This window comes from Neotabrizicola sp. VNH66 (genome assembly GCF_049445895.1).
GTDB lineage: Bacteria > Pseudomonadota > Alphaproteobacteria > Rhodobacterales > Rhodobacteraceae > Pseudogemmobacter.
Genome location: NZ_JBMSDW010000001.1, coordinates 258,919 through 282,359 on the forward strand (window position 1 = coordinate 258,919; position 23,441 = coordinate 282,359).

At 67.8% G+C, this 23,441-nt stretch carries 27 protein-coding genes; 14 read left to right on the forward strand and 13 right to left on the reverse strand.

Annotation, left to right across the window (positions count from 1 at the left end):
- Positions 1 to 20: 20 nt before the first annotated feature.
- Genes ACO2Q5_RS01275 through ACO2Q5_RS01290 form a run of 4 tightly spaced genes read right to left on the reverse strand, consistent with a single transcriptional unit; the run spans position 21 to position 2,768 of the window.
- Complete coding sequence (locus ACO2Q5_RS01275; protein ID WP_423287652.1) at positions 21 to 893, reverse strand: ATP-binding protein; 873 nt, start codon at positions 891 to 893, stop codon at positions 21 to 23.
- Positions 890 to 1,798, reverse strand: a complete 909-nt coding sequence (gene tatC, locus ACO2Q5_RS01280) for a twin-arginine translocase subunit TatC (RefSeq protein ID WP_423287654.1) — start codon at positions 1,796 to 1,798, stop codon at positions 890 to 892. Before tatC ends, ACO2Q5_RS01275 begins: the two co-directional genes overlap by 4 nt.
- Positions 1,795 to 2,505, reverse strand: a complete 711-nt coding sequence (tatB, locus tag ACO2Q5_RS01285; RefSeq protein WP_423287656.1) for a Sec-independent protein translocase protein TatB — start codon at positions 2,503 to 2,505, stop codon at positions 1,795 to 1,797. Before tatB ends, tatC begins: the two co-directional genes overlap by 4 nt.
- A 26-nt stretch (positions 2,506 to 2,531) precedes the next feature.
- Positions 2,532 to 2,768, reverse strand: coding sequence for a twin-arginine translocase TatA/TatE family subunit (locus tag ACO2Q5_RS01290; protein WP_423287658.1), 237 nt, complete (start codon positions 2,766 to 2,768; stop codon positions 2,532 to 2,534).
- Positions 2,769 to 2,931: 163 nt separating this feature from the next.
- Between ACO2Q5_RS01290 and ACO2Q5_RS01295 the strand changes: the two genes are divergently transcribed.
- The 8 genes from ACO2Q5_RS01295 to ACO2Q5_RS01330 all read left to right on the forward strand — a co-directional run bounded on the left by ACO2Q5_RS01295 (position 2,932) and on the right by ACO2Q5_RS01330 (position 7,924).
- On the forward strand, positions 2,932 to 3,288 hold the full coding sequence (locus ACO2Q5_RS01295) for a helix-turn-helix transcriptional regulator (RefSeq protein ID WP_423287660.1): 357 nt from the start codon (positions 2,932 to 2,934) through the stop codon (positions 3,286 to 3,288).
- 63 nt (positions 3,289 to 3,351) lie between these two features.
- Positions 3,352 to 4,035 carry a fumarylacetoacetate hydrolase family protein gene (locus ACO2Q5_RS01300; RefSeq protein ID WP_423287662.1) on the forward strand — a complete coding sequence of 228 codons (684 nt, stop codon included), beginning with the start codon at positions 3,352 to 3,354 and terminating at the stop codon, positions 4,033 to 4,035.
- Between the two features lie 124 nt (positions 4,036 to 4,159).
- Positions 4,160 to 4,465, forward strand: a complete 306-nt coding sequence (locus tag ACO2Q5_RS01305; RefSeq protein WP_423287664.1) for a DUF2282 domain-containing protein — start codon at positions 4,160 to 4,162, stop codon at positions 4,463 to 4,465.
- A 59-nt stretch (positions 4,466 to 4,524) separates the two neighbouring features.
- Positions 4,525 to 5,466, forward strand: coding sequence for a DUF692 domain-containing protein (locus ACO2Q5_RS01310; RefSeq protein WP_423287666.1), 942 nt, complete (start codon positions 4,525 to 4,527; stop codon positions 5,464 to 5,466).
- On the forward strand, positions 5,450 to 6,208 hold the full coding sequence (locus tag ACO2Q5_RS01315; protein WP_423287668.1) for a DNA-binding domain-containing protein: 759 nt from the start codon (positions 5,450 to 5,452) through the stop codon (positions 6,206 to 6,208). The genes ACO2Q5_RS01310 and ACO2Q5_RS01315 overlap by 17 nt, the downstream gene beginning before the upstream one ends.
- Positions 6,205 to 6,654, forward strand: a complete 450-nt coding sequence (locus ACO2Q5_RS01320) for a DoxX family protein (protein ID WP_423287670.1) — start codon at positions 6,205 to 6,207, stop codon at positions 6,652 to 6,654. Before ACO2Q5_RS01315 ends, ACO2Q5_RS01320 begins: the two co-directional genes overlap by 4 nt.
- Positions 6,651 to 7,268: a sigma-70 family RNA polymerase sigma factor gene (locus tag ACO2Q5_RS01325; protein WP_423287672.1), complete on the forward strand. Its 618-nt coding sequence runs from the start codon at positions 6,651 to 6,653 to the stop codon at positions 7,266 to 7,268. Before ACO2Q5_RS01320 ends, ACO2Q5_RS01325 begins: the two co-directional genes overlap by 4 nt.
- Positions 7,265 to 7,924, forward strand: coding sequence for an NrsF family protein (locus tag ACO2Q5_RS01330; RefSeq protein ID WP_423287674.1), 660 nt, complete (start codon positions 7,265 to 7,267; stop codon positions 7,922 to 7,924). The genes ACO2Q5_RS01325 and ACO2Q5_RS01330 overlap by 4 nt, the downstream gene beginning before the upstream one ends.
- Positions 7,925 to 7,928: 4 nt before the next feature.
- On the opposite strand, the gene ACO2Q5_RS01335 is transcribed toward ACO2Q5_RS01330, so the two are convergent.
- Genes ACO2Q5_RS01335 through ACO2Q5_RS01370 form a run of 8 tightly spaced genes read right to left on the reverse strand, consistent with a single transcriptional unit; the run spans position 7,929 to position 16,805 of the window.
- Positions 7,929 to 9,119 (reverse strand): CapA family protein, encoded by a 1,191-nt coding sequence (locus ACO2Q5_RS01335; RefSeq protein ID WP_423287676.1) that lies wholly within the window; start codon positions 9,117 to 9,119, stop codon positions 7,929 to 7,931.
- On the reverse strand, positions 9,103 to 10,575 hold the full coding sequence (locus tag ACO2Q5_RS01340; protein ID WP_423287678.1) for a PQQ-binding-like beta-propeller repeat protein: 1,473 nt from the start codon (positions 10,573 to 10,575) through the stop codon (positions 9,103 to 9,105). Before ACO2Q5_RS01340 ends, ACO2Q5_RS01335 begins: the two co-directional genes overlap by 17 nt.
- Positions 10,572 to 11,381: a L,D-transpeptidase family protein gene (locus ACO2Q5_RS01345; RefSeq protein ID WP_423287680.1), complete on the reverse strand. Its 810-nt coding sequence runs from the start codon at positions 11,379 to 11,381 to the stop codon at positions 10,572 to 10,574. Before ACO2Q5_RS01345 ends, ACO2Q5_RS01340 begins: the two co-directional genes overlap by 4 nt.
- 18 nt (positions 11,382 to 11,399) lie before the next feature.
- Positions 11,400 to 11,630 (reverse strand): hypothetical protein, encoded by a 231-nt coding sequence (locus tag ACO2Q5_RS01350; protein WP_423287682.1) that lies wholly within the window; start codon positions 11,628 to 11,630, stop codon positions 11,400 to 11,402.
- A gap of 25 nt (positions 11,631 to 11,655) precedes the next feature.
- The gene (locus ACO2Q5_RS01355) at positions 11,656 to 13,041 is read right to left on the reverse strand and encodes an MBOAT family O-acyltransferase (RefSeq protein ID WP_423287684.1); all 1,386 of its coding nucleotides are present in this window, start codon (positions 13,039 to 13,041) and stop codon (positions 11,656 to 11,658) included.
- Complete coding sequence (locus tag ACO2Q5_RS01360; RefSeq protein WP_423287686.1) at positions 13,042 to 13,866, reverse strand: GDSL-type esterase/lipase family protein; 825 nt, start codon at positions 13,864 to 13,866, stop codon at positions 13,042 to 13,044.
- A gap of 1 nt (position 13,867) precedes the next feature.
- The gene (locus ACO2Q5_RS01365) at positions 13,868 to 14,650 is read right to left on the reverse strand and encodes a DUF459 domain-containing protein (RefSeq protein ID WP_423287688.1); all 783 of its coding nucleotides are present in this window, start codon (positions 14,648 to 14,650) and stop codon (positions 13,868 to 13,870) included.
- Positions 14,651 to 14,657: 7 nt separating this feature from the next.
- Positions 14,658 to 16,805, reverse strand: coding sequence for a hypothetical protein (locus tag ACO2Q5_RS01370; protein ID WP_423287690.1), 2,148 nt, complete (start codon positions 16,803 to 16,805; stop codon positions 14,658 to 14,660).
- 571 nt (positions 16,806 to 17,376) lie between these two features.
- On the opposite strand from ACO2Q5_RS01370, the gene ACO2Q5_RS01375 reads away from it, so the two are divergent.
- The 4 genes from ACO2Q5_RS01375 to ACO2Q5_RS01390 are packed head-to-tail and all read left to right on the forward strand — an operon-like array spanning position 17,377 to position 20,546.
- Positions 17,377 to 18,228, forward strand: a complete 852-nt coding sequence (locus ACO2Q5_RS01375) for a UDP-2,3-diacylglucosamine diphosphatase (RefSeq protein WP_423287692.1) — start codon at positions 17,377 to 17,379, stop codon at positions 18,226 to 18,228.
- The gene (locus tag ACO2Q5_RS01380) at positions 18,225 to 19,325 is read left to right on the forward strand and encodes a glycosyltransferase (protein WP_423287694.1); all 1,101 of its coding nucleotides are present in this window, start codon (positions 18,225 to 18,227) and stop codon (positions 19,323 to 19,325) included. The genes ACO2Q5_RS01375 and ACO2Q5_RS01380 overlap by 4 nt, the downstream gene beginning before the upstream one ends.
- Positions 19,312 to 19,881: a DedA family protein gene (locus tag ACO2Q5_RS01385; protein WP_423287696.1), complete on the forward strand. Its 570-nt coding sequence runs from the start codon at positions 19,312 to 19,314 to the stop codon at positions 19,879 to 19,881. Before ACO2Q5_RS01380 ends, ACO2Q5_RS01385 begins: the two co-directional genes overlap by 14 nt.
- The gene (locus ACO2Q5_RS01390) at positions 19,878 to 20,546 is read left to right on the forward strand and encodes a glycosyltransferase family 2 protein (RefSeq protein ID WP_423287698.1); all 669 of its coding nucleotides are present in this window, start codon (positions 19,878 to 19,880) and stop codon (positions 20,544 to 20,546) included. The genes ACO2Q5_RS01385 and ACO2Q5_RS01390 overlap by 4 nt, the downstream gene beginning before the upstream one ends.
- On the opposite strand, the gene ACO2Q5_RS01395 is transcribed toward ACO2Q5_RS01390, so the two are convergent.
- The gene (locus ACO2Q5_RS01395) at positions 20,543 to 21,355 is read right to left on the reverse strand and encodes a glutamate racemase (RefSeq protein WP_423287700.1); all 813 of its coding nucleotides are present in this window, start codon (positions 21,353 to 21,355) and stop codon (positions 20,543 to 20,545) included. The genes ACO2Q5_RS01390 and ACO2Q5_RS01395 overlap by 4 nt on opposite strands.
- Before the next feature lie 205 nt (positions 21,356 to 21,560).
- Here ACO2Q5_RS01395 and ACO2Q5_RS01400 point away from each other — a divergent pair, with 205 nt between their 5' ends.
- The gene (locus tag ACO2Q5_RS01400) at positions 21,561 to 22,454 is read left to right on the forward strand and encodes a LysR family transcriptional regulator (RefSeq protein ID WP_423287702.1); all 894 of its coding nucleotides are present in this window, start codon (positions 21,561 to 21,563) and stop codon (positions 22,452 to 22,454) included.
- Between the two features lie 460 nt (positions 22,455 to 22,914).
- On the forward strand, positions 22,915 to 23,337 hold the full coding sequence (locus tag ACO2Q5_RS01405; protein WP_423287704.1) for a hypothetical protein: 423 nt from the start codon (positions 22,915 to 22,917) through the stop codon (positions 23,335 to 23,337).
- The last annotated feature ends 104 nt before the right edge of the window (positions 23,338 to 23,441 follow it).

Here is a 23,441-nt window from a genome sequence, read left to right on the forward strand (position 1 = left end):
CCGCCTTCGACTTCGGGTGGTCATGTGGCGACCCTCACGCCTTCGCGGGCGGCAAGGTCACAGAAGAATTGCCAGGCGACACGGCCCGAACGCGCGCCGCGCGTGGCCTGCCATTCGATGGCTTCGGCGCGCAGGCGGTCTTCGGGCACGGTCACGCCATGGGCGGCGCAATAGCCGCGTATCATCTCAAGGTAATCGTCCTGCGAACAGGGGTGGAAGCCCAGCCACAGGCCGAACCGGTCCGACAGCGAGACCTTTTCCTCCACCGCCTCACCGGGGTTGATCGCGGTCGAACGTTCGTTGTCAATCATGTCCCGCGGCATCAGATGGCGGCGGTTCGAGGTGGCGTAGAACAGCACATTCTCCGGCCGGCCTTCGATCCCGCCATCCAGCACCGCCTTCAGAGATTTATAATGCTGGTCGTCATGGCTGAACGACAGGTCATCGCAGAACAAGAGGAAACGGTGTTGCGGCGCCGTGCGCAGATGCGCCAGCAGGCGCGTGACCGAGGGCAGATCCTCACGGCTGAGTTCGACGATCTTCAGCGGCAGCCCCTCATGCCGGATCTGCGCATGGACCGCCTTCACGAGGCTGGATTTCCCCATGCCCCGCGCGCCCCACAAAAGCGCGTTGTTCGCGGTCAGCCCGCGGGCAAAGTGGCGGGTGTTCTCCAAGAGCGTATCGCGCGACCGGTCCACGCCGACCAGAAGGCCGATGTCCACCCGCGACACGCGCGGAACCGGGACCAGCCGGTCCGGCGCGGTCTGCCAGTGAAAGGCATCCGCCGCCCCGAAATCCGGGGCGGCCTGAGGTGCAGGAGCCAGCCGCTCCAGGGCGGCGGCAATGCGACTAAGGGGGTCCTCGGCGCGACTTTGCGTCCCGGTCTCGGTCATGCGGCAGGCTCGTCCTCGTCCCATTCCCCGTTGGCGCGCAGTTCCGCCTCTTTCTTCTTCTCGAAGCGGCGCACCAGAAAGATTGAGATTTCATACAGCGGATAAACCGCCGCGAAAAGGATGATCTGCGACATGAAGTCGGGCGGTGTGACGACGGCGGCCACGATCAGGATGATCACGATGGCATAGCGGCGCACACCGGCCAGACCGGCCGAGGTCACAAGACCCGCCCGCCCCATCAGCGTCAGCAGAACCGGCAGCTGGAAGCACAGGCCGAAGGCAAGGACAAAGCTGGTGGTCAGCGCCAGATAGCTTTCCATGCTGCCCTGGAAGACCACACCCACAGCCTTGTGCGCCTCTTCCGCGACCTTGGCAACGCCATCGGCAGCCGGCGCGGCACCGGGCGTTGCCATGCCGGTGAGGCTGTCGATCACCGGTTCCACCCCGGCGCCCGCCCCCTGCTGGAAGGACAGGAAGAAGTTGAAGGCAATGGGCAGCACTGCATAATAGGCAAAAGCTGCGCCCAGAAGGAACATGATCGGGCTGGCGATCAGGAACGGAAGAAAGGCTTTGCGCTCGTTGCGGTAAAGCCCGGGCGCCACAAAGCGCCACATCTGATAGCCGATGATCGGGAAGGACAGCGCGATGCCGCCGATGACCGAGATGCGGATGGCGACGAAAAAGCCTTCCTGCAGCTTGATCAGCACCAGCCCGCAATCCTGCTGGCGCGTCGAAAGCGCATCGCAGATCGGCGCAGTCAGAAAGTTGAAGATCGGGTTCCAGACCGTGAAGCACAGGATCATGGCCACCAGAAACGCGGCCAGAGACCACAGGATGCGGTTCCGCAGCTCGATCAGATGCTCGATCAGCGGGGCCGAGCTGTCGTCGATCTCGTCAGTTTTCATTGCGGGTCCTTCGCCGCGGTCTTGCGGGTCGCGGGTTTGCGGGCAGGCTTGGCAGCAGCAGGCGCAGGCGCAGCAGCGGGCGGCGCGGCTTCCGCCTTGGGCGCCGTGCTGCGGGTGCGGCCACGCTTGGCGGGCGCGGGTTCGGCCGCGGCGGCAGGCTCTGCCGTGCGGGTGGCGCGGAGCTTCTCGGCCGCCTCGGCGGCAATGCCTTTGCGCAGATTGGTCTTTTCCGCCAGCGCGGCGGTCGCAGGCCCCATCGGCGCGGCGGGTGCAGCAGCCGGGGCCACGGGAGGTGCCAGATCCGAGGCGCTGACCGGCGCGGGCGCGGCGGTTTGCGCAACAGGCGCGGCGGCGGCGGCCGGCACGGCAGAGGCCGCAGCCACAGGCGCGACCGTCGCAGATGGGGCCGTCGCACCCGGACGGGTGCCCTTCAGCGGGTCCCATTTCTCGAACTTGTCGGCGGCCGATTTCACCGCCTCAAGGCCCATGGATTTGGGGCTGGCCACCTTGCGCAGGTCGTCGGCCACATCCTTGACGCCGGTCTCACGCGCCGCATCCTCCATCGCCCGCGAAAATTCGCGTGCCATGGACCGCAGCTTGGCAGTGAACCGGCCAAGGGTGCGGAACATCTCGGGCAGATCCTTCGGCCCGATGACGACAAGCGCCACCACACCGATGACCAAAAGCTCGGACCAGCCGATCTCCATGCGGGAAACTCCCTCTTCGTCCGGTCTCAGACCTTGTCTTTTTCAGCCACCGGAGTGACCACGGGCGAGGCCGGCGTGATGTCGCGCGCGGCATCGGCCTTTTCCTTCTCGATCTCGGCCGTGCCATCCGACACGCCCTTCTTGAAGGCGGTGATGCCCTTGCCCACTTCGCCCATCAGGGACGAGACTTTGCCCTTGCCGAACAGCACAAGGACGACAACAGCGATGAGGAGAAGGCCGGGAAGGCCGATATTCTGGAACATGGAAACCTCCATTCTGTGGGCCGCAGCGGCAGCCCGTGATCTGATTTCCTGAAACCTAGGGCCAGCGAAGGGGCAAGGAAAAGGGCCATTCCGCTTGCCCCGCCCCCGCAACTGACAGTATTTTGTCAGTTGCCCAGACCCGCCCCAGCCCCGATCCGGCCCGATGAAACGTGACTCCCGCCTTTATGACCTCGTGCAGATCCTGCGCGACGGCAAGCTTCACACGGCCGAGGAACTGGCCGGACGACTGGGCGTTTCAACCCGGACGGTCTGGCGCGACATGGCGATGATGGCCGCGACCGGCCTGCCCGTCACCGGAGAGCGGGGGCTGGGATATATCCTGCGCGCCCCCTTGATGCTGCCGCCCACCGTGCTGACCCCGGACGAGTTGGACGCGCTGGCCACCGGATTGCGCCATCTGGAGGCGAACGATCCCGCCCGCGCCCGGGCGGCGAAGTCGCTGCTCTATAAGATTTCCACCTTGCTGCCGCAGGCCAACCTCCCGCGGGAGGAGGAGTAACCCGCTTGACCTTGGCAGCCCCGCATGATCGCGTGCGCGCGACATCCGACGAAAGGCCTGCCGATGCAGCTTCTGTTCCCCGCCCCCGCCCCGGTCACCCTTCCAGTTCAGGGCAGCGATGCCCGTTTTCCCGTGCGGCGGGTCTATTGCGTGGGCCGCAACTATGCCGAACACGCCCGCGAATTCGGCCATGATCCCGACCGGGAGCCGCCGTTCTTCTTCATGAAGCCCGCAGATACCCTGCGCAGCGACGGGATTTTCCCCTATCCGCCGCAGTCGCAGGATGTTCACTACGAAATCGAGCTGGCGCTGATGATCGGCACCGGCGGCCACGACATTCCCGAGGCGCAGGCCTCAGCTCATATCTTCGGCTATGCCACCGCGCTGGACATGACGCGGCGCGATCTGCAGGCCGTGGCCAAGAAGGCTGGCCGCCCGTGGGAGGCCGCCAAAAGCTTTGACCATTCCGCCCCGGTCACCGCCATCGTTCCGGCGGATCAGGCCGGCGATCTGACCGGATCGGCCATCACCCTTTCGGTCAACGGCGCCCTGCGGCAGCAGGCCCGGATCGGCGACATGATCTGGTCGGCGCCCGGCATCGTGGCGCAGCTTTCCACCCTGTTCGAGCTTTTCCCCGGCGATGTGATCCTGACCGGAACCCCGGCCGGGGTGGGCGCCGTCGTCCCGGGCGATGTGATGGAAGGCCGGATCGACGGCCTGCCGGTGCTGACCGTCACCGTGGCCTGATCCGGCAGGGTCACGGCTGCGTGATCATCGGGCGGCGCCGGTAACGCCGCCCGCTTTCCCCGCGAATGGACATCTGAGGGCCGCAGGACGCGCCCTCTGGTCCGACACACGAGGAGAGAGCGACATGACCGACACCACCGCGAATCTGGGCTTCGGCGCCCTGCTGATCTGCGCGCTTGGCGCCATGGCGGCGACCGAGGCCGCGGCCGAAGACATGGAAAAATGCTACGGCGTGGCGATGGCAGGGCAGAACGACTGCGCCGCCGGACCGGGCACCACCTGCGCGGGCACGGCGAAGGTGGATTATCAGGGCAATGCGTGGAAGCTGGTGCCGGCGGGCACCTGCCTGACGATGGAACTGCCCGCGGGCACCGACGGCATGGCCCGGATGGGCGCGCTGGAGCCGCTGATGCGCGACATTCCGGCCTGACATCCGGGGGCGCGTGCCCGGCACCGGGCCGCGCCCTGCTGTTCCCGAAAGGTCCCGCCATGCCGTCTTTTGACCTGAGCGCCGCCCCCCGGCCCATTCCCGCAGCGCCTTCGGCCGCCCGGCCATCGCCTACCCCCTTCGGGGGCATCGACGGCGGGCTTCCCGCCGCCCCCGGTGCCGGGTTCAAGCCTGAGCATTTCGCCGCTTTGCGCACCGAACCCGGCCCGCTGGGGTTTCTGGAGATCCACGCCGAGAATTACATGGGCGCGGGCGGTGCCCCGCATGCGATGCTGCGCGCGCTGCGGCGCGACTGGCCGCTGTCGGTGCATGGTGTGGGCCTGTCGATCGGCGGAACCCGCGGGTTGGACCCGGCGCATCTGGCCCGGCTGAAAACTCTCTGCGACCGGTATCAGCCCGAAAGCGTGTCGGAACATCTGGCCTGGTCCAGCCACGGCGCCGCCCATCTGGCCGATCTTCTGCCGCTGCCCTACACCGAAGAGACGCTGGCCCTTGTCTCTGCCCATGTGGACCAGCTGCAGGACAGGCTGGGCCGCCGCATCCTGCTGGAAAATCCGGCCAGCTATCTGGCCTTCGCGCAATCCACCCTGACAGAGCCGGAATTCCTGCATCAGGTCGCCCGGCAAACCGGCTGCGGGCTTCTGCTGGATGTGAACAATGTCTTCGTCAGCTGCACCAACCTGCGCACTGCGCCCGCGGATTATCTTGCCGCCTTCCCGCTGCATCTGGTGGGCGAAATCCATCTGGGCGGTCATGCGGCCGAGGATCTGCCCTCCGGCCCGCTGCTGATCGACACCCATGGCGCGCCGGTGGCCGATCCGGTCTGGGCCCTGCTGGCCACGGTGATCGCGCGGACAGGACCGCTGCCGGTTCTGGTGGAATGGGACAATGACGTGCCGGACTGGCCGGTTCTGCGGGCCGAACTTGCACGGGCGGCGGCGCTTCTTGGTCAGGGAGGGCAGGCCCGTGCCGCCGCCCGCTGAGCATCCGGCCTTCTTGCAGGGATTTGCCCGGGCGCTGGCAGGCGGGGCGTTGCCCCAAGGCCTGACCGCGCCGGGGGATGAGGCCGCGCGCCGCTTTGCCGTCTACCGCAACAATGTGGCGGTGGCCCGGGCCGAGGCTTTGGCCGCGCGCTTTCCGGTGATCCGGCAGCTGACAGGGGCGGAGTTCTTTGCCGCTCTGGCGCGTGTCTTCATCGCCGCCCATCCGCCGCAAGGCCCGGTGCTGCAGGAATGGGGCGCGGCCTTTCCCGGCTTCGTCAAAGACTTTCCGCCGCTGGCCGGTCATCCCTATATGGCCGACGTGGCCCGCATCGAATGGGCGCGGGGCGAGGCCTTTAACGCCGCCGATGCGACGCCCCTGCCGCCCGCCGCCCTGACCGGGGCGGACCCCGCGGCATTGCACCTGCGCCTGCACCCCTCGCTGCGGCTTTTGTATCTGGACCACCCGGCCGTCAGCCTCTGGGCCGCGCATCAGCCGGGTGCACAACCCGCGGCCCTGCCCCAAGGTCCCGAAGTGGCGCTGGTGCTGCGCGATGCGGGCTTTGCGGTGCCGGTCTGGCGGCTGTGCCCCGGCGATGCCGCACTGATGGCTGCCCTGATGCGGGACGAGACGCTGGCCACCGCCGCAGAGGCCGCACAGATGGCCGAGGCGGGGCATGATCCTGCCCCCTTTCTTGTCCGCCTGATGCGGGCGGGCGCCTTTGTAACCGGAGCGACGCCATGACCGTCCCCCTGCCCCTGCGGCCCACCCTTGGCCGCGTGAACAATCTTCTGCACCGCATCCCGCCCGATCCGGTCCGTCTGATGCTGCGGGTGTTTCCGGCGCTGGTCTTCCTGCAATCGGGCCGCACCAAGGTGGAGGGGCTGTTCACGATCCGCGAAGCGACCTTCTATCTGTTCGAGCATGAATATGCCCTGCCGCTGATCCCGCCGCAGGCCGCCGCGGTGCTGGCTGCTACGGCCGAGCATCTGCTGCCCGCGCTGATGATCGCGGGGCTGCTGACCCGGCTGTCGGCGCTTGGCTTTCTGGGTATGACCGCCGTCATCCAGATCTTCGTCTATCCCGACGCCTGGATGACGCACGGGCTTTGGGCGGCGGCGCTGCTGGCGGTGGTCGCGCAGGGGCCGGGCCGCTGGTCGCTGGACCATATGCTGCGGCTGGAGCAATGATCGCGCTGGCGGCACAGGACTGCTATGCTGTCCCCGGCGCGGGCAGCGGACCGGACAAGCGGCACAGGACGATGGAACGCAGGGACGATCTGGAAAGCCTTCTCAGGGCCGCCAATGCGGGCGACGGGCGGGCCTTTGCCCGTTTCCTGATGGCCGTGACCCCGGCGATCCGGCGCATCGTCACGGCCCGCGGACAGGGCCTGCCGCCTGACCAGCACGAGGATATCGTGCAGGATGTGCTTCTGGCGCTGCATCTGAAACGCGGCACATGGGACCCGGCGCAGCCCGTCCGCCCGTGGCTTTATGCCGTGGCGCGGCACAAGGTGGTGGATGCCTTCCGCCGCCGCGGCCGCCGTCTGGACCTGCCGATCGAGGATTTCGCCGAGATCCTGCCCGCCGAGGACGGCCCCGACCCGCTGGCCGCGCATGAGGCGGCGGCGATGCTGGCGCGGATCGACGCCCGCTCGGCCAGGATCGTGCGCGAGATCGAACTGGAAGAGCGCAGCACCGGCGAGGTGGGCGCGCGGCTTGGCCTGACCGAAGGCGCTGTGCGGGTGGCGCTGCACCGCGCGCTGAAACGGCTCGGCGAGATCGGACAGGGAATGATGCGATGACAGGCGCACCGGACAGGACGGCACAGGACAGAACTGAGGCGCTGATCGCGCGGCTGGCGGCGGCCCCGGTGCCCCCCGGTCCCGGACGGCTGCGCCCGGCGCTGCTGATGGCGGCGGCGCTGGTTCTGGCCGCGGTGCCGGTGCTGGCGGTGATCGGGCCGCGGGCCGATCTGGCCACCGCTGTTGCCACGCCCGAGGTTGCGGCAAAATGGCTGCTGGCCGCGCTGGCCCTTGCCGCCGCGCTGCCCGCGGCACTGGCGCTGGCCCGGCCCGCCGCGCCGCTGCGGCTTTGGCCCCTGTGGATCGCGCCCGCGGCGGGGCTGGCGCTGATTCTTTGGCGGATGGGGGAAATCCCGTCCGGAACGCTGGCGGCCGAGGTCGAAGGCACGTCGCTCTGGCGCTGTCTGGGGGCGATCCTCATGTTGTCGGCGCTGCCGCTGGCCGCAGGTCTGGCCGCATTGCGCCGCGGGGCGCCCACCCGGCCCGCGCTGACCGGCGCGGTTCTGGGGCTGGCCGCAGGCGCGGGCGCGGCTTTTGCCTATGCCTTCCACTGCACCGAGGATTCGCCGCTGTTCTATGTCACCTGGTATGGGCTGGGCATTGCGCTGGCCGGGGGCGCAGGTGCCGTGCTGGGCGCGCGTATCCTTCGGTGGTAAGGGCTCACATCGGCTCGGGCAGGTCGCAGGCCGGGTTCGCGCCGGTTTCCCGCGCGCAGCACAGGGCCGCCGCCCGCGGCCCCCAACCGCCCGGATAGCAGGCCACCCCCGCCACCCCGTCGCCCGTGGGCGGGCTGAAAACCGCCGCGCCCGCGCCGATCTGTTCGGCCGACAGCCGGTTCAGATGGTCGATGGTGCGCGCCGCGCGGCCCGTCTCGGGCGGGGCGGGCGCAAGATGGACCGAGCGGAACGGCACCGCCTCCATCGCGGAAATCCTCCAGCCCCCGCTGGCCGCCCGCTGGAAATAGGCCCGGCCCAGAAGCCCGTAATCCTGTCCCAAGGGGGCGCTGTCCTTCTCGGCCCCGCCGATGAACAGCAGGTTGCCCATCGAATAGAAGATCGCCTGCCCCGCAGCCGGGTCCGCCTCGACCGCGCGGACGACATGGGGGTGATGGCCGATCACCAGATTGACCCCCGCCTCCTCCAGCGCGCGGCGGAACAGCGCCCGCTGGCCGGGGTTCAGCGCGATCATGTTCTCGGTCCCGTAATGCAGTGACAGGATGCGCAGATCGGCATCTGCCTGCGCCAGCCCCCGCAGCACGGCGGCGTAATGCGAGGGGACCGAGAGATAGGCCATGCCGACATCGCCATATTCCGGCCCGAAGCTGCCCGATCCGAAAGAGGCCGCGGCAAAGGCGATCCGCACGCCGCGGATGGTGACGACCGAAGGCGCAAAGGCCGCCTCCCCCGCCCCGATCCCGGCAAAGACCATGGGTGTTCCGCGGGCGGCGGCCTCTTGGGTGAAGAACTGAAGCGTGTCCTCCATCCCCTGGAACCCATGGTCATAGGCGTGGTTGTTGGCCAGCGCAAAGCCGTTGACGCCCATATCCATCAGGTGGCGAAAGCTGGCGGGATGGCTGCGGAAGACGAAGGTCTTGCCGGAATCCGGGCCGTCCCGCTCACTGACCACGGTTTCGACGTTCACGATGTTCAGGTCGGCATCCCACCACGGCGCCAGCGCGGCGGTGGCATCCTCGATGGCCATGGCGCCGAATTTGTGGATCGTGTCGGGCTGCGGCGCGGTGCGCGAACGGGCGAAGTTCACGTCGCCGGCGAAGGAAATGACAATCTCCTGCGCAGGGGCCGCGCTTGCGGCCAGCACCAGCCCCAGCAGGAGGCTACTGAAGCACCGCATCCAGCGCCCCCCCGGCCCAAAGATCGCCCGGCACCGCGGTATCCTCGCCGATGGCGTAGAAATATCCGTTGCGGTTGCCCAGATAGATGACGCCGTCCCAGACGGCGGGGGTGCTTTCCCAGCAGCCTGCGCCGGGCGGGCGGAACCGCCACAACTCTCGCGGGCGGGCGGGATCGGTCAGCGCATAGGCGATCAGGTCGCCGTCACAGGTGCCGACCAGCAGTTCCTCTCCCACCACAACGGGCGAAGACCAGCCATGGCCGGGCAAGGGCAGCTCTTGCGTGACGGTGCCAGTCAGGGCGTCCACCGTGAACAGCCCGCCCGCATGGGTGGGCACATGCAGATATCCGCGGTGCAGCGCGGGCGTGGCCCAGACCCCGCCATCACCCTGATAGGTGCCGGGAAAGGTCAGCGACCAATCCAGCGGATCATCGGGCCGCGCGGGGTCCAGCCGGGCCAGATGGCCGGTGGCGGTCTTGTCGGGGCTCGGCCGCCGCTCATCCTCGACCGCGACATAGATGGCGCCGTCCGGGCCGCCCACCAGCGTGGCGTCCACATCGTCGCCGGTGCGCCATTCCATCACCAGCGCCTCGTCGCGGCTTTTGCCGTCCAGCAGCGCGGCAATGTCATAGCCCTGCACCAGACCGGCGGAATTGGCGAACCAGACCGCGCCGCCGGTGGCCATGGTCGAGTTTTCGATCGAGGCCATGCGGTCGCCCACGGCGGCGAACAGCTCAGGCGTAAATCCCGCGATGCGGTTCACCATCTCGGGCGCGACCGTCACCGTGCCGTCCGGTCCTGTGACCCGGTTCAGCCGGACCACATGGAACCAGCCGTTCTCGCCGCCCTGAAACATCACATCGCCCAGAATCAGCGGGCTGGCGTCCCAGTCGTTGTTCCAGATGCCGTCGGGCGCGTTGCCGTCCAGCCGCCACAGCTCCACCGCCTCGGTCGCGTCAAGCCGCAGTACGCGAACGAAATCGTCGCGCGATCCGGTGTAAAGGAGCGGCAGGCCCGAAGGGTCCAGCGAGACCGATCCCTTGATGATATCGCCGGTGCGGAAGGGCGCGCGGATATCCTCGCCCGTGCGGCTGTCCAGAAAATGCACCCGGTGGTCATAGGCCCCGAAAATCACCTCCGCCCGCCCCGGTCCCAAAGGCCGGATGGCGGGCTGGCCGGTCCAGCCGGTGCCGCACCATTGCCTTGTGCCGTGCTGATCGGTCGAGGGGCCGCAATAGGTGCCGGTCCGCCACAGCACCGCCGGGCGGCGCGGCAGGCTGCCGGTGGCATGGCCGGACCGCGCGGGTGTGCCGCGGAAGGTCAGGATGCCGGGCACCCAGTCTTCGCTGACCAAAGGCACCGGACGTGCGGCCGAAGCAAGGTCCAGCCCAAGGTCCTGCGCCCCCGCGGCGGAGCCAAGGCCAAGGACCAGCGCAAGGGCCGCCGCAGGTTTCACAGATCGTCCCGGAAGAAGACAAAGACCATCCGATAGCCCTCGCGCGTCAGCAGGCTGCCGTCTTCGGCATAAAGCAGGCTGCCATCGCGGACATAGCCCGACCGCGCCGACATATCCTCGGTCACGGCAGAGGTAAAATAGCGCGGGATTTCGCCCCACAGGGGCGAGGCAGCCCCTTTGGCCTTTTTCTCGGGATGGACCATGGCCCAGACCTTGTCGGCATTCTCCACCCGCATCCGCACGCAGCCGTGGCTGTCCGGACGGCCAAGCTTGCGATATTGCCCCGAGGTCGTGCCATGGATCGCCACGCCCGAGGCGCGGCCGCCGGAATAATGCAGGTCGATATAAAGGGCGTTATACATGCCGGGCGAACCCCAGCCCGGGCGGAACCGGCGGTCGTCCACGTTGAAGATGCCCACCGGCGTGGGGCCGGACCGGCTGTCGCCCGGATATTTCCGCCCGGTAGACACGGGCCAGGAATAGGCGGGCGCTTCCCCCTCGGCCAGCTTCTTCTGCCAGTATTTTTCGTCATGATGTGCCAGCTGCCATGCGCCGTCCGTGTCGCGGGACAGCACCCACATCTTCTGCATCCCGTCACCCGAAAGCGCGGTGTTCACATAGACCGCAGCGTCATAGGACGGATGCAGGGCCGAAGGCGGCAGGTAAGGCTGCCCCTCAGCCGGGACATGCGCCTCCAGATAGGCCAGGTCAGGGCGTGGCGCCTCGGTCGCGCGGGCGGGCGCGGTCTTCAGCAGCACGGCGGCGGCCAGCCCGGTGCCAAGGAAACTGCGGCGGGGAAGCGTCATCCTTCGGTCCTTCGCGGTTCAGCGGGCGCCAAGCCCGGTCACATCATGCAATGTGGCGCGCAAGGCGCCGAACGGATCGCCCAGACCCAGCGAGGCGCGCCAGCCATCGGCCCGGTCCAGAAACGACAGTATCATGTCATCGACGGGACCAAGGTCGGGCATTCCATAGGCCCAGTCCACCACCCGGCTGCCCGACAGCACGAAGGCCACCGGCAGAAGCAGCCAGAGCGTCAGGGTAAAAACCGTCATCTGCCGCCGCATCCCCGCCCCCCCGTCAGAACTGGAAATAGATGAAGGGCGCCGTGCCCTCTTGCGACAGCGCGAAGAGGAGCATCGTCCCCGCGCCCAGGATCAGCGCCTGCCCCGCAGCGGGCACGCGCGACAAGGTCAGGATCGCGCCGTTCCGCGCCGACAGTGGCAGCAGGTTCATCGCCAGCCCGAGCGCGATCAGCACATAGACCACCGGCGCCACATCATAGCTGCCGCTGCCGCCCGCCATGGCGGCGATCATCGCCATGGCGCCCGCGCTGTCATGTGCACGGAACGGCAGCCACAGCGCGGCGACGAAGGCGAAGGTCGCCAGCACGGCCAGCGCATGGGGCAGCCGCACACCGGCCGCGCGCCCCGCCCGCTCCACCGCCAGCCCGGCGCCATGCAGCGCGCCCCAGAGGATGAAGGTCCATGCCGCGCCGTGCCAAAGACCCGCCAGCACCATGGTCACGAACAGCACGAAGGACTGTCGCGCCGCGCCGCCCCGGTTGCCGCCCAAGGGAATATACAGGTAATCGCGGATGAAACTGGACAGCGAGATATGCCAGCGCCGCCAGAAGTCCTGCAGGCTGCGGGCGCGATAGGGCTGGTTGAAGTTCGCCTTGAACCGGTAGCCCAGCAGCAGCGCCACCCCGATGGCAATGTCGGAATAGCCCGAGAAATCGCAATAGATCTGCACCGCATAGCCCAAGAGCGCCAGCCAGGCCATGGCGGCCGAATGCCCCTCCGGATAGGCGAAGACCGGGTCCACCAGCATGACTGCCAGATAATTGGCGACGACCATCTTCTTGAAAAGGCCGGTCAGGATCAGCGTCACCGCCTCGGCCCGAAGGCCCGCGTCGGGCGGGCGGGGATGGTCGATCTGCGGCAGGAAATCAGCGGCGCGGACGATGGGACCGGCCACCAGATGCGGGAAAAAGCTGATGTAGAAGGCCACATCCGCCGGGTTCGCCCGCGGCTCCACCTTGCCGCGCGCGGTATCCACCACATAGCTGATGCCGTGGAAGATGTAGAAGCTGATCCCCACCGGCAGGACCACGCCGGCCCAGGACATATCCCGCTCCAGCCCCAGACTGGCCAGAAGCTGGCCGAAGGACAGGACGAAGAAATTCGCGTATTTGAAATACCCAAGCGTGCCCAGAAAGCCCGCGATGGCGACAACCAGCACCGGCTTTGTCCAGCCGGGCCGCCGCACCAGGAGGCCCGCGCCCCAGGCCAGCGCAGTCATCGCCGCCATCAGCAGGCACATCCGCGGGTCCCATGCGGCGTAGAACAGATACGAGGCCGCAACCAGCATCCCCTTGCGCCAGCCCGGATGCCCGTCCACGGCCAGGTTCAGCGCCAGAACCACCGCGAAGAACAGCACGAATTCCAGCGTCGGGAAGACCATTTACTGCAGGGCCGCCAGCAGGTCCGGCCCGGGTTCCAGATCGGGGAAGCGGCGCAGCAGGTCATCCAGAATGCGGTCGGCCACCAGACGATAGCCGGTGCCGTTGAAATGCGACCCGTCGCCGGTGCGGATCGTCACATCCTTGCCCCCGATCGGGACCGAGGTGACATATTCCCCCGCGGGACCGGAGGTGAAATCGGCCAGCGGCAGGAAGATCGCATTATGCGCCTTCGCCTCTTCGGCAAAGAGCGGGGCGATCATGGTCATGTGCTTGCCCAGATTGGTGTTGCCGTCCGGCGCCGGGCCCAGCCACATCAACACGATCTTGTTTTCCGCCGCGGTGGCAAGGATACGGTCCACCTCGGCCCGGTAGGCGGCATCCCAACCCTCGCTGCCATAGCCGGCCTTGTTTTCCGGGCGCACCACGCCCTGCATGTCATTGGCGCCGAAATGGGCCACCACGATATCGGGCTTTTCCGCAGGGGCCAGTTCGGCAAAGGCCGCGGGCCAGTCATAGAAATCCGACCGCGACAGGCCGGTGGAGACGCGCCCCCGGTTCGTGACCACCGCCGCGATCCCGCGTTCCGCCGCGCGCGCCTTCAGCGCATCGGCAAAGCCCTGCGACAGGCTGTCGCCGATCACCATGATCCGCGCCGGATCCGCCGCGGTAAACACGCGCCCGGGGCGGGAGGGCAGCTGCGGACCGGCCGCGACAGCGGGCGCCGCATCGCCCCCGATCAGTGAGGCGCCCAGATCCTGCGCCGATCCATTGGCGCAGGCCGACAAGAGCACCGCGCAAAGGACGGTTCCAAGGGTGCGGCGCATCTTATTGCAGTGCCAAGGCGTTCAGGGCCGCATCGGCATCGCGGGCCTTCAGCCGCGCCTCCAGATCGGGGGTGAAGGTGGCGGCCACCATGTCATAGCCTTTTTCGGTGAAATGGATCAGGTCGCCCGCGCGGAGCTGCGTCATATGGCCGTCGATCTCAAGGCTTTGGACAAAGCCTTCGGTGCCGAACATCGTGGCCGCGTGCAGATCGACAAAGGTCGTGGGCATCGGCGCGGCCGCATCGCCCGCCACCGCCGCCTGAATGGCCGAGACATCGACATAGGACGGCTCCAGATCGGTGTCGCCCACCACGGGAAGACCCAGCCAGAAGGCCGCGCCCGCCTGCGCATGCAGAAGCGACAAAAGCTCGGTCACGCGGGCGCCATAGGCCGCCTGCCATTCCGGCGTGCCAAAGACCGCGCGGCCTTCGGTGGTGCGGACCGGGCGGATGTCATTCGCGCCGAACTGGATGACGACGAAATCTGCGGGCGTGTTGGCACCGAGGCTGTCCGCCAGCCGCTCAGACCATTTTTCCGGCGAGGTTACCGTCAGCCCGTCCGACACATGCGTGACCCGGTAAAGGCTGACCGTGTCGCATTTCTGCCAGCTGCGGAACAGCGAGGCCCAGACCCCGTCCGCGAGAGAATCGCCCAGCACCGCCACGCGCGCCGGCGTCTCGGGGCAATAAAGCGGAGCCGCCGACAGCGGAAATGCAGCCAGGCACAGCGGCAGGACCAGTCCAAGGGCGCGGCCCGCGGGGCAGATGCGGGAAAGGAACGTCACTTTGCAATCATCCTTGCTGGTTCAGGCTGTCCACATAGGCGCGCACGGCGCGCACCGTCCCCGGCCCGGCGATCCCGTCGGCCCGGCCGGTGAAGATCCCCAGATCACGCAGGTTCTGCTGCACGACGACCACCACCTCGGCCGGGCGTTCCGACATCTGGTCGGTCAGGCGGGTGATCGCCACGCTGTCGCGCTCCTGCAAGGCGGACCACAGAAGCATGGCCGCACGTTCGTAATCCGGCGCCACGGCGCGACCCTGTTCATACATCTGCGCAAGGAAGGGCTGGGCGCGGACATAACCGTCATCGGTGGCCTGCGCCAGCCAGTTGAAGGCGGCCACGTCATCCACCTCGGTGCCGATGCCGTTCTGCAGGAAGTAGCCCAGGAAGAACTTGGCCACCACATTGCCCTCGGCCGCGGCACCCGCGGCCAGTTCCACCGCCTCGGCGGCGGTATGACCGGGCACCAGTTCGCGCGAATAGAGGAGGATCAGGATTTCCTTCGACAGCCAGTCGTCCAGCGCCGCCCCTGCCTGCGCCAGCTTGGCGGCGGTTTCCACATCCGGCGCGCTACCGTCGGCCGGGCTGAAACGCAGATAGGCGGCAAGGCCATGGGCCTGCGGCAGACCGGCGGCCACGCCCGCGTCATAGACGGGACCGGCCAGATCGGCGCGGCCTTCGGCCTGATCAATGCGGGCATTGGCCACCAGAAGAACCATATTCTGCGGCAGCTGGGCCAGCGCGGCAGCACAGGCGGCGCGCGCCGTGCCCACGTCGATTTCATCCAGCTGGCGCGGCCCGCCCTGTTGCGGCAGCCCCGCGGCGGCAAGGCAGGGCCCGATCAGCGTCTCGGCCTGCGTCAGTTCGGTCACCAGCGCCTCAACCCCGGCCCGGCCTTCGCAGCTGGCGCAGGACGCCAGCCAGCCTTCCAGCGCGGCACGGTCACGCGCGGCAATGGTGGCATCGCGGGCGGCGATCTCGGCCTGATAGGCGGCATCGGCCTCGATCGCGGCCAGAATGGTTTCCGCCTCGGTCTTGTGGTCGCAGGCGATGCAGGTGGTCACATAGGACCGCAGCGCCCCCGGGTCGCGCGCGGCCTGGGCCACGGCGAAACTGGTCGCCTCGGCCTCGCGCGCGGCGATCTTGGCCTCCAGCTCGGTGATTTTGCGCTCGGCCTCGGGGCGGAAGGCGCAGATGGTGCAGTTTTCGGTGTAGATGCGCAGCCGGTCGGGGGTTTCATCGGACCGGATGTCCTCCCAGATCGACTGTTCCAGCCCGCGGGTGATCTCTTCCTGCCGCAGCACGGTCAGTTTGTCGGACAGCTCCCGCTCGTTCGGGCAATAGACGCAATCCTCAAGGAAACCGCCGATCCGGGCCGGGTCCAGCGAGCCGAGGAGGAATTTCGCCTCGAAAGTCTCGCGGTAAAGCTGGCTTTCCAGCTCGGTCGACAGGGCGGCACCCGTGGGGTCCACCACGGCGACCGACGGGTCCTGTTCCGCCCGCACGACCAGCGCATAGGTGGTGTTGCAGGCGGCCGACCTCTTGCCCGGTCGCGCCATGGCGGCGGAAATCCACGCCTCGGCCTCAGCCACCGAAGTGCGGCCGTCACCGTCACCGAAGGGCGCCCGGTCCCCCAGGCCCGCGATCAGCGCCACATCAGGCGCGATGGCCAGCTGGCATTCCGCCGGACGTTCACCGATCTCGGCCATGATCAGCGCGAAACCGCTGCCCGCCACTGCCTGCTGGAAGGACGACACCTGCGCCGCGAACAGCCCCTCGGGGTCTTTCAGGTGAAAGAAGGTCATCTGCCGCTTTTCCGGCGCGACGGCTCCCACCAGCGCGGTCATCCGGTCACCGAATTCCTTCAGCGACATCGCCTCGCCGCCCAGAGAGATGCCGATCCCCTCGCCCGCCGCGGGATCAGCGCCGCGCGTCACCTGGGCCGTCACCCGCAGGAAGGCCTGTCCGGTGTTGCCGCCCAGATCCTGCGGACCGGCCACGAAGGTGGAAACCGTGTTCGATTTCAGCACTGCCGACAGAAACGCGGATTTCGCATCCGCCACCGCGGGCAGCCTGTCCAAAGCGATCTGCGACACGCCGGACAGGCCGGTGGCCGTTTCCTGCGGGGCGGAACCGATGAGAAGAAGCCGCGTCACCGCCTCGGGCGTCGGGGTCTGCGCAAATGCCGCAGGAGCGAAAGGGCCGGGAAGAAAAAGGCCACAGGTCCCAATTGCCGCAGCAAAGGCGGCCGTCCGGAAGAAGTTCGGCATGAGCATCTCTTGGTCGATATGTGCGAAAAGTTTAATTGGGCGGCGCCATTCCGCGCAACCGCCCTTTTTTCAAAGGTTTCGACTGCGACCTTCTTGCTGTTTCGCGACCCGACCCGGACAGATCGAACAATTTGTTGTGGACGGATGCAGAAGGGACACATGCCGTTGAGCAGCCCGTGAACCAGCCCCGACACAGCCCGCTCAGGAAAAGTTCAGTAAATTCCGGGGCACAGGATCGGCGGGGTCAGACAGCTGCCCCGATTCGCCGTGCCCGGCCGGACCGCGGGGCGCCCGATGCCCCCGGCATTTCCCGCATGACCGCGCCCTGACGATGCTGCGGCGCGGAACGGGGCCCAACTGTCACGTTTCCGTGTGAATAGACGGATAACCCCGTCACATGACGTGAGACGGCAAACGGCCCCTGCCACGGAACAGGCGGCCCGGGACGGGGATCAGCATGATGCGCGCAGGCCATTGCGGCGACGGGGGCACCACGGGCACGGATTTGCCGCGCAGACGGCTGCGCAGCCTGTTCGTCTCAGATCTGCATCTGGGCACCGGCGCCGCCCGGGCGCGGGAGTTTCTGGAATTCCTGCGCGCGACCGAGGCCGAGACGATCTATCTGGTGGGCGACATTTTCGACATCTGGCATCCGGCCCTTCTGACCTGGTCCCCGGCGCATGATGCGATCCTGACCGAGCTGGCGCAGCGCGCGGCGGCGGGCACAAGGGTTGTCTATCTGCCGGGCAATCACGATGCGGCGCTGCGCAATTTCGTGGGGATCGGGGCGCAGGCGCTGATCGGCGGCCGGTTCGAACTGCATGACAGCGTGACCCATGTCGCGGCGGACGGGCGGCGCTATCTGGTGCTGCATGGCGACCAATGCGATGCCCGCATCCTGCGCTGGCATGTCATGACACGGATCGGCAGCCGGATCGATGCAGGGCTCCGGCGGTTCGACCGCTGGCTTCTGCGGCTGCTCCGCCGTCCCGCGGAACAGGGCGCAGTCGAATTCCTTCGCCGCGGGCTGGAGGCGCTGCTGCTGGTCGGCAACAGGTTCGAGACGCGGCTGGTCGCGCTGGCCCGGAGCTCCGGGCATGAGGGGGTGATCTGCGGCCATTTCCACCGCGCGGCGCTGCGCGATCATGACGGGGCGACCTATGCCAATTGCGGAGACTGGGTGGACAGCCTGACCGCGCTGGCCGAACTGCCGGACGGCAGCCTGCAGCTGATGGGCTGGGCCGCGCTGGCCGCGCCCACGGCAGAGACCGGCCGTCCTGCGGACACCGGACTGGGGCTGCCCGCATGACCGCCGCGCTGATCGCCGGTCTCGCCCTGCTGGCGGGGTTGCATTTCGCCACCGCGCTCTTGGCCCTGTGGCGGCCGCGCCCGGCGGCGCCTGCCGCGGGCACGCCCGGGATCACCCTCCTGCGCCCGGTGCGCGGGTTGGACAGCTTCGATCTTGAGACGCTGGAAAGCTCTTTCCGGCTGACATGGCCGGATTATGAGGTGATCTTCTGCGCCGCCGATGCCGCGGACCCGGCTTGCGCCGCGGTGCGGGCCATGATCGCCCGGCATCCGCAGGTGCGGGCGCAGCTCATGATCGGGGATGAGCGGATCAGCGGCAATCCGAAGCTGAACAACCTGCACAAGGGCTGGGTCGCGGCGCGCGGGCAGATGGTGGCGATGGCGGATGCCAATCTGCTGTTGCCTCCCGATTATCTTCAGCGGCTGATGGCGGCGTGGCGGCCGGGCTGCGCGCTGGTCTCCAGCCCGGCGGCGGGCACGCGGCCGGGCAATCTGTGGGGCGCGGTGGAATGCGCCTTCCTGAACGGGTTTCAGGGCCGCTGGCAGCTGGCGGCAGACCGTCTGGGCAACGGCTTTGCCCAAGGAAAGACGCTGTTCGTGGAAAAGGCCTGGCTTGATGCCGCGGGCGGGCTGGCCCCTCTGGGCCGCAAACTGGCCGAGGATGTGGCCTTTACCCTTCTGGTGCGGAGCCGCGGCGCGCGGGTCTGCCTGACCGCGCGGATGTTCGAACAGCCGGTCGGGCGCCGCCCCTTCCGCGCGGTCTGGGACCGGCAGCTGCGCTGGTCGCGGGTGCGGCGCGACGGCTTCCCGCTGCTGTTTGCCGCGGAAATCCTCGCCGGTCCGCTGCCGCCCGCGCTGATCCTTGGCGGGCTGGCGCCGGGCTGGCTGATCCCCGGGGTTCTGGCGTGGTATGCCGCCGAATGGGCACTGGCGCGCCGGATGGGCTGGCCCGCGGGGCCGCGCGACCTGCTGGCCATGGTCCTGCGCGATCTGGCGCTGCCCGCGCTTTGGGCCGCGACCTGGGCGCGGCGCGGCTTCGAATGGCGCGGCAATGCCATGGGCGCCCCTGCGATGGAGCCCGGCGATGTTCACGCCTGAGACGCTGATCAGCAGCGTCGCGGCGCAGGGGCTGTGGATCGTCGGCCTTCTGGCCGTGATCGAAGGACCGATCGCCACCGTCGTGGCCGCCTTTCTGGCCCGGCAGGGCGCGTTCGACCCGCTGGCGCTGGCGGCGCTTCTGGTGGCGGCGGATATCTTGGGGGATCTGGGGTTCTACTGGATCGGACGGCGTGGCATCGGCCGGCTGTCACCGCGCTGGCGCCGCCGTCTGGGTCTGCGTCCTGCCCGGATGGAGGGGCTGGCCCGTCAGTTCCGCGACCGCGGCGGCCGCATTCTGGTGTTCGGCAAGCTGACCCATACGATGGGCGCACCCATCCTTGTCGCCGCCGGGGTCGCGCGGATGCCGGTGCTGCCCTTTCTGCTGATCAACGGTCTGGCCAGCGTTCCCAAGACCGCCGCGCTGATGGCGCTTGGCTGGTTCGCGGGTGAAGCGCATGAGCGGATCGGCACATGGCTGGACCGCGGCGCACTGGCGATGCTGGTGCTGATGGTGCTGGCGGGCGGGCTCTGGATGATGAAACGGCGCCCGGCATGACGGTGAGCTGCGTCATTCCGGCCTGGAACGAGGCGCCGCGGATCGGTGCGGTTCTGGATGCTGTCACCTTTCACCCGCGGTTGGCCGAGGTGATCGTGGTGGATGACGGATCGACCGACGGCACGTCCGAGGCCGCCGCCCGGCCGGGCGTGACGGTGATCCGCCAGCCGAACCGCGGCAAAAGCGCGGCGGTGGCCACCGGCATCGCCGCCGCACGGCATGACCTTATCCTGCTGATCGACAGCGACCTACAGGGCCTGACCCCCGCCGCGCTTGAGGCGCTGATGGTGCCGGTCCTGTCAGGGCAGGCCGATGTATCGGTCAGCCTGCGGCGCAATGCGCCGTGGCTGTGGCACCGGATCGGACTGGATTACATCTCGGGTGAGCGGCTGGTGCCGCGGCACCTGCTGCCCCCGCCCGGGGTGATGGCCACCCTGCCCCGCTTCGGGCTGGAGGTGGAGATGAACCGCCGCTGGATCGCCGCCGCGGCGCGTATTGCGGTGGTGCGCTGGCCCGCGGTGGACAGCCCGATGAAACAAGCCAAGCGCGGAGCATGGGCAGGGATCGTCGCCGATCTGGCGATGATCCGCGACATCGCCGCCACCGTGGGCCTGCCGCGCGCCGCCGCCCAGATCGCGGCGATGCGGCGGCTGCGGGTGGCCTAGGCCTTTTCGAAGCTGATCCGGCGGCGCAGGAATTGCGTGGCATGGACGCTGACATTCGCCGGATCGCCGGTGGTCAGGAATTTCGACTGCGTGCCGGTGCCGTGGAATTCGGGCCGGCGGATCAGGTAATCGGCAAGGCTCGCCGCCACCAGATTGGCCTGCGAATAGACCTTGACCTGGGACCCAAGCGCCTCCTGAAACACCTTTTCCATCAGGGGATAATGGGTGCAGCCCAGAATGGCGGCCTCGGGGTGCGGCATCCGGCGCTTCAGCGCCTCGACATGGCTGCGCACCAGCGCCTCAGCCAGAATCTCGTCGCCCTGTTCGATGGCATCAACCACGCCGCCGCAGGGCTGCGCTTCGACATCCACCCCGATGGCGCGGAATGCCAGTTCGCGCTGGAACGCCCGGCTGGCCACGGTCGCGGGCGTGGCGAACAGCGCCACATGCTTCACCGCCACTTCGCGCGGGGGGGAGTTATCGCCCCATTGCCGTTCGGTCAGCGCCTCGATCAGCGGAACGAAGACGCCAAGCACGCGCTTGCCGGGCGGAAGCCAGGTCTCCTGCATCCGCTTCAGCGCGGCCGCGCTGGCGGTGTTGCAGGCCAGGATCACCAGATCGCAGCCCTCATCCCACAGCCGTTCGGTGGCCGCACAGGTCAGGCGGAAGATGTCATCGGCGGTGCGCACGCCATAGGGCGCATGGGCATTGTCGCCGAAATAGACAAAGGGCACGTCGGGCAGCCGCTTGGCCACCGCATCCAGCACCGTCAATCCGCCAAGCCCCGAGTCGAAGATCCCGACCGCCATCGCCTGCCCCTCATCTGCCTGCCGGGCGCTTGCCTTCGCCCTTTGCCTCGATCATAGGCCGCGCTTCGGACCTGTGAAAGCCCATGCGGCGCAATGCGGCACAGCAGGGGGGAATTTTTCGTGAGATGCAGCATTTTCGCGTGATCTGGTTTTCCCCCGTTGCATGGCTTGTGCTAGGGTCCGCGCGCAGACGAAAGGCAGGACAATGGATTGGGACAAGCTGAGGATCTTTCACGCGGTGGCGGACAAGGGGAGCCTGACCCACGCCGGTGAGGTGCTGCACCTGTCGCAATCGGCAGTGAGCCGCCAGATCCGCGCGCTGGAGGAAAGCCTGAACGTCACCCTGTTCCACCGTCACGCGCGGGGGCTGATCCTGACAGAACAGGGGGAACTGCTGTTCGAGGCGACGACTCAGATGGTCAAGCGGCTGGACGCCACCGCCGCCCGCATCCGCGACAGCGAGGATGAGGTTCTGGGCGAATTGCGGGTGACCACCACCACCGGCTTCGGCACCTTGTGGCTGGCGCCGCGTCTGGCCCGCCTTTACGAGAATTATCCGCAGCTGAAGATCGACCTGATGCTGGAAGAGCGGCTGCTGGACCTGCCCATGCGCGAGGCCGATGTGGCGATCCGCCTGAAGGAGCCAAGCCAGGCCGACCTGATCCGCAAGCGGCTTATGAACATCCGCATGCGGCTGTTCGCGACACCGCAATATCTGGAGAAGGCCGGAACGCCGAAGACGCTGGCCGAGATGACCCACCACCGGCTGATCTGCCAGCATCCCGGCACGCCGCAGGTCGCGGCGGGCGCGAACCTTGTGCAGGAGGTGATGGCCCACAACATCGCCTCGACCCTGCATGTGAACAATTACTTCGGGGTGCTGCAGGGCGTGCTAAGCCATCTGGGGATCGGTGTCCTGCCGGATTACATCACCGAAGGATCGCCCCATCTGGTGCGCGTTCTGGACGAGGTGGAATCGGTCGAAGTGCCGCTGTTCCTCGCCTATCCTGAAGAGTTGCGGCATTCGAAGCGCGTGGCCGCCTTCCGCGATTTCGTGCTGGATGAGATCGTGAACTTCCGCCGCTCGCATCAGGGTTAGGGCGCCGGCGCGCCCTTTGCCCGCACATCCCGTTTTCGATCAGTCAGATCCGACCCGCCGCCCCGGCGGAGGCGGGCTGATTCGGGCCGATTTGGCAAGCCATGACCTCAGCGCATGGCGGCCATGATGCATCTGCGGCGTAACTTCCCTTGCGCGATTCACAACCAGCCCATAAATGAGGCGGCGAGGCGCTGATCGAGGCAACTCTCTGCGTCTCATACCTCCCTGTTGGACTTTGGCCGAGCTTTTGCTCGGCCTCTTTTTTTTGCGCTGCCGGCCCGCCCCGTTTGCATCCGGTTCCCGGGAACTTTCCGCATCGGCAGATTTGCCCCGCCCGCGCCCTGCGGTTTCGGCAGTTTGCGGCCGGTCACTCATATCGCAGCCAAGACACTGCAACCGGATCACCGGCAGCGTGTTCTCCCTTCGTAGTTTTTAACGATCGCTTGAAAGGAGATCGACCATGACGGGCTTTCACAAGATTATGGCCGGCGCTGCGCTTTCCGCTCTGATGGCCGGTGCGGCAATCGCCCAGACCACCCCTGCCCCGCAGGCCGCGGTCAAGGTTGCGATGGACGGCACCTCCAACATCGGCACCGGCGCGGGCGAAACCGTGACCGCCACCTCCGAGGCTTTCGTGGGCAACCCGGTCCTGTCGTCCGAGGGTGATGTGATCGGCAGCGTGGCGCAGGCCGCCACCACGGACCTTGGCACGCTTATCCTTGTCGACCTCGACCCGGCTCTGGGCTTCAAGGCTGACGGGTTCACCGTGACTCTGGCCGCATCGGAAGTGTCGGACGGCCAGATTGAACTGGGCTACAGCAAGGGTGAACTGATGGCAGCGCTGAACACCCAGCTTGAAACGTCGAACAGCGGCAACGGCTGATCCGGCCAAAGCCTCGACCTCGCCCTCGGCCGGAAGGCCGAGGGTTTCTTATAGCCGGATGCAGGCCGCGGCTTTGGCCCTTCCCCTTCTGCCGCCTTTCGCCT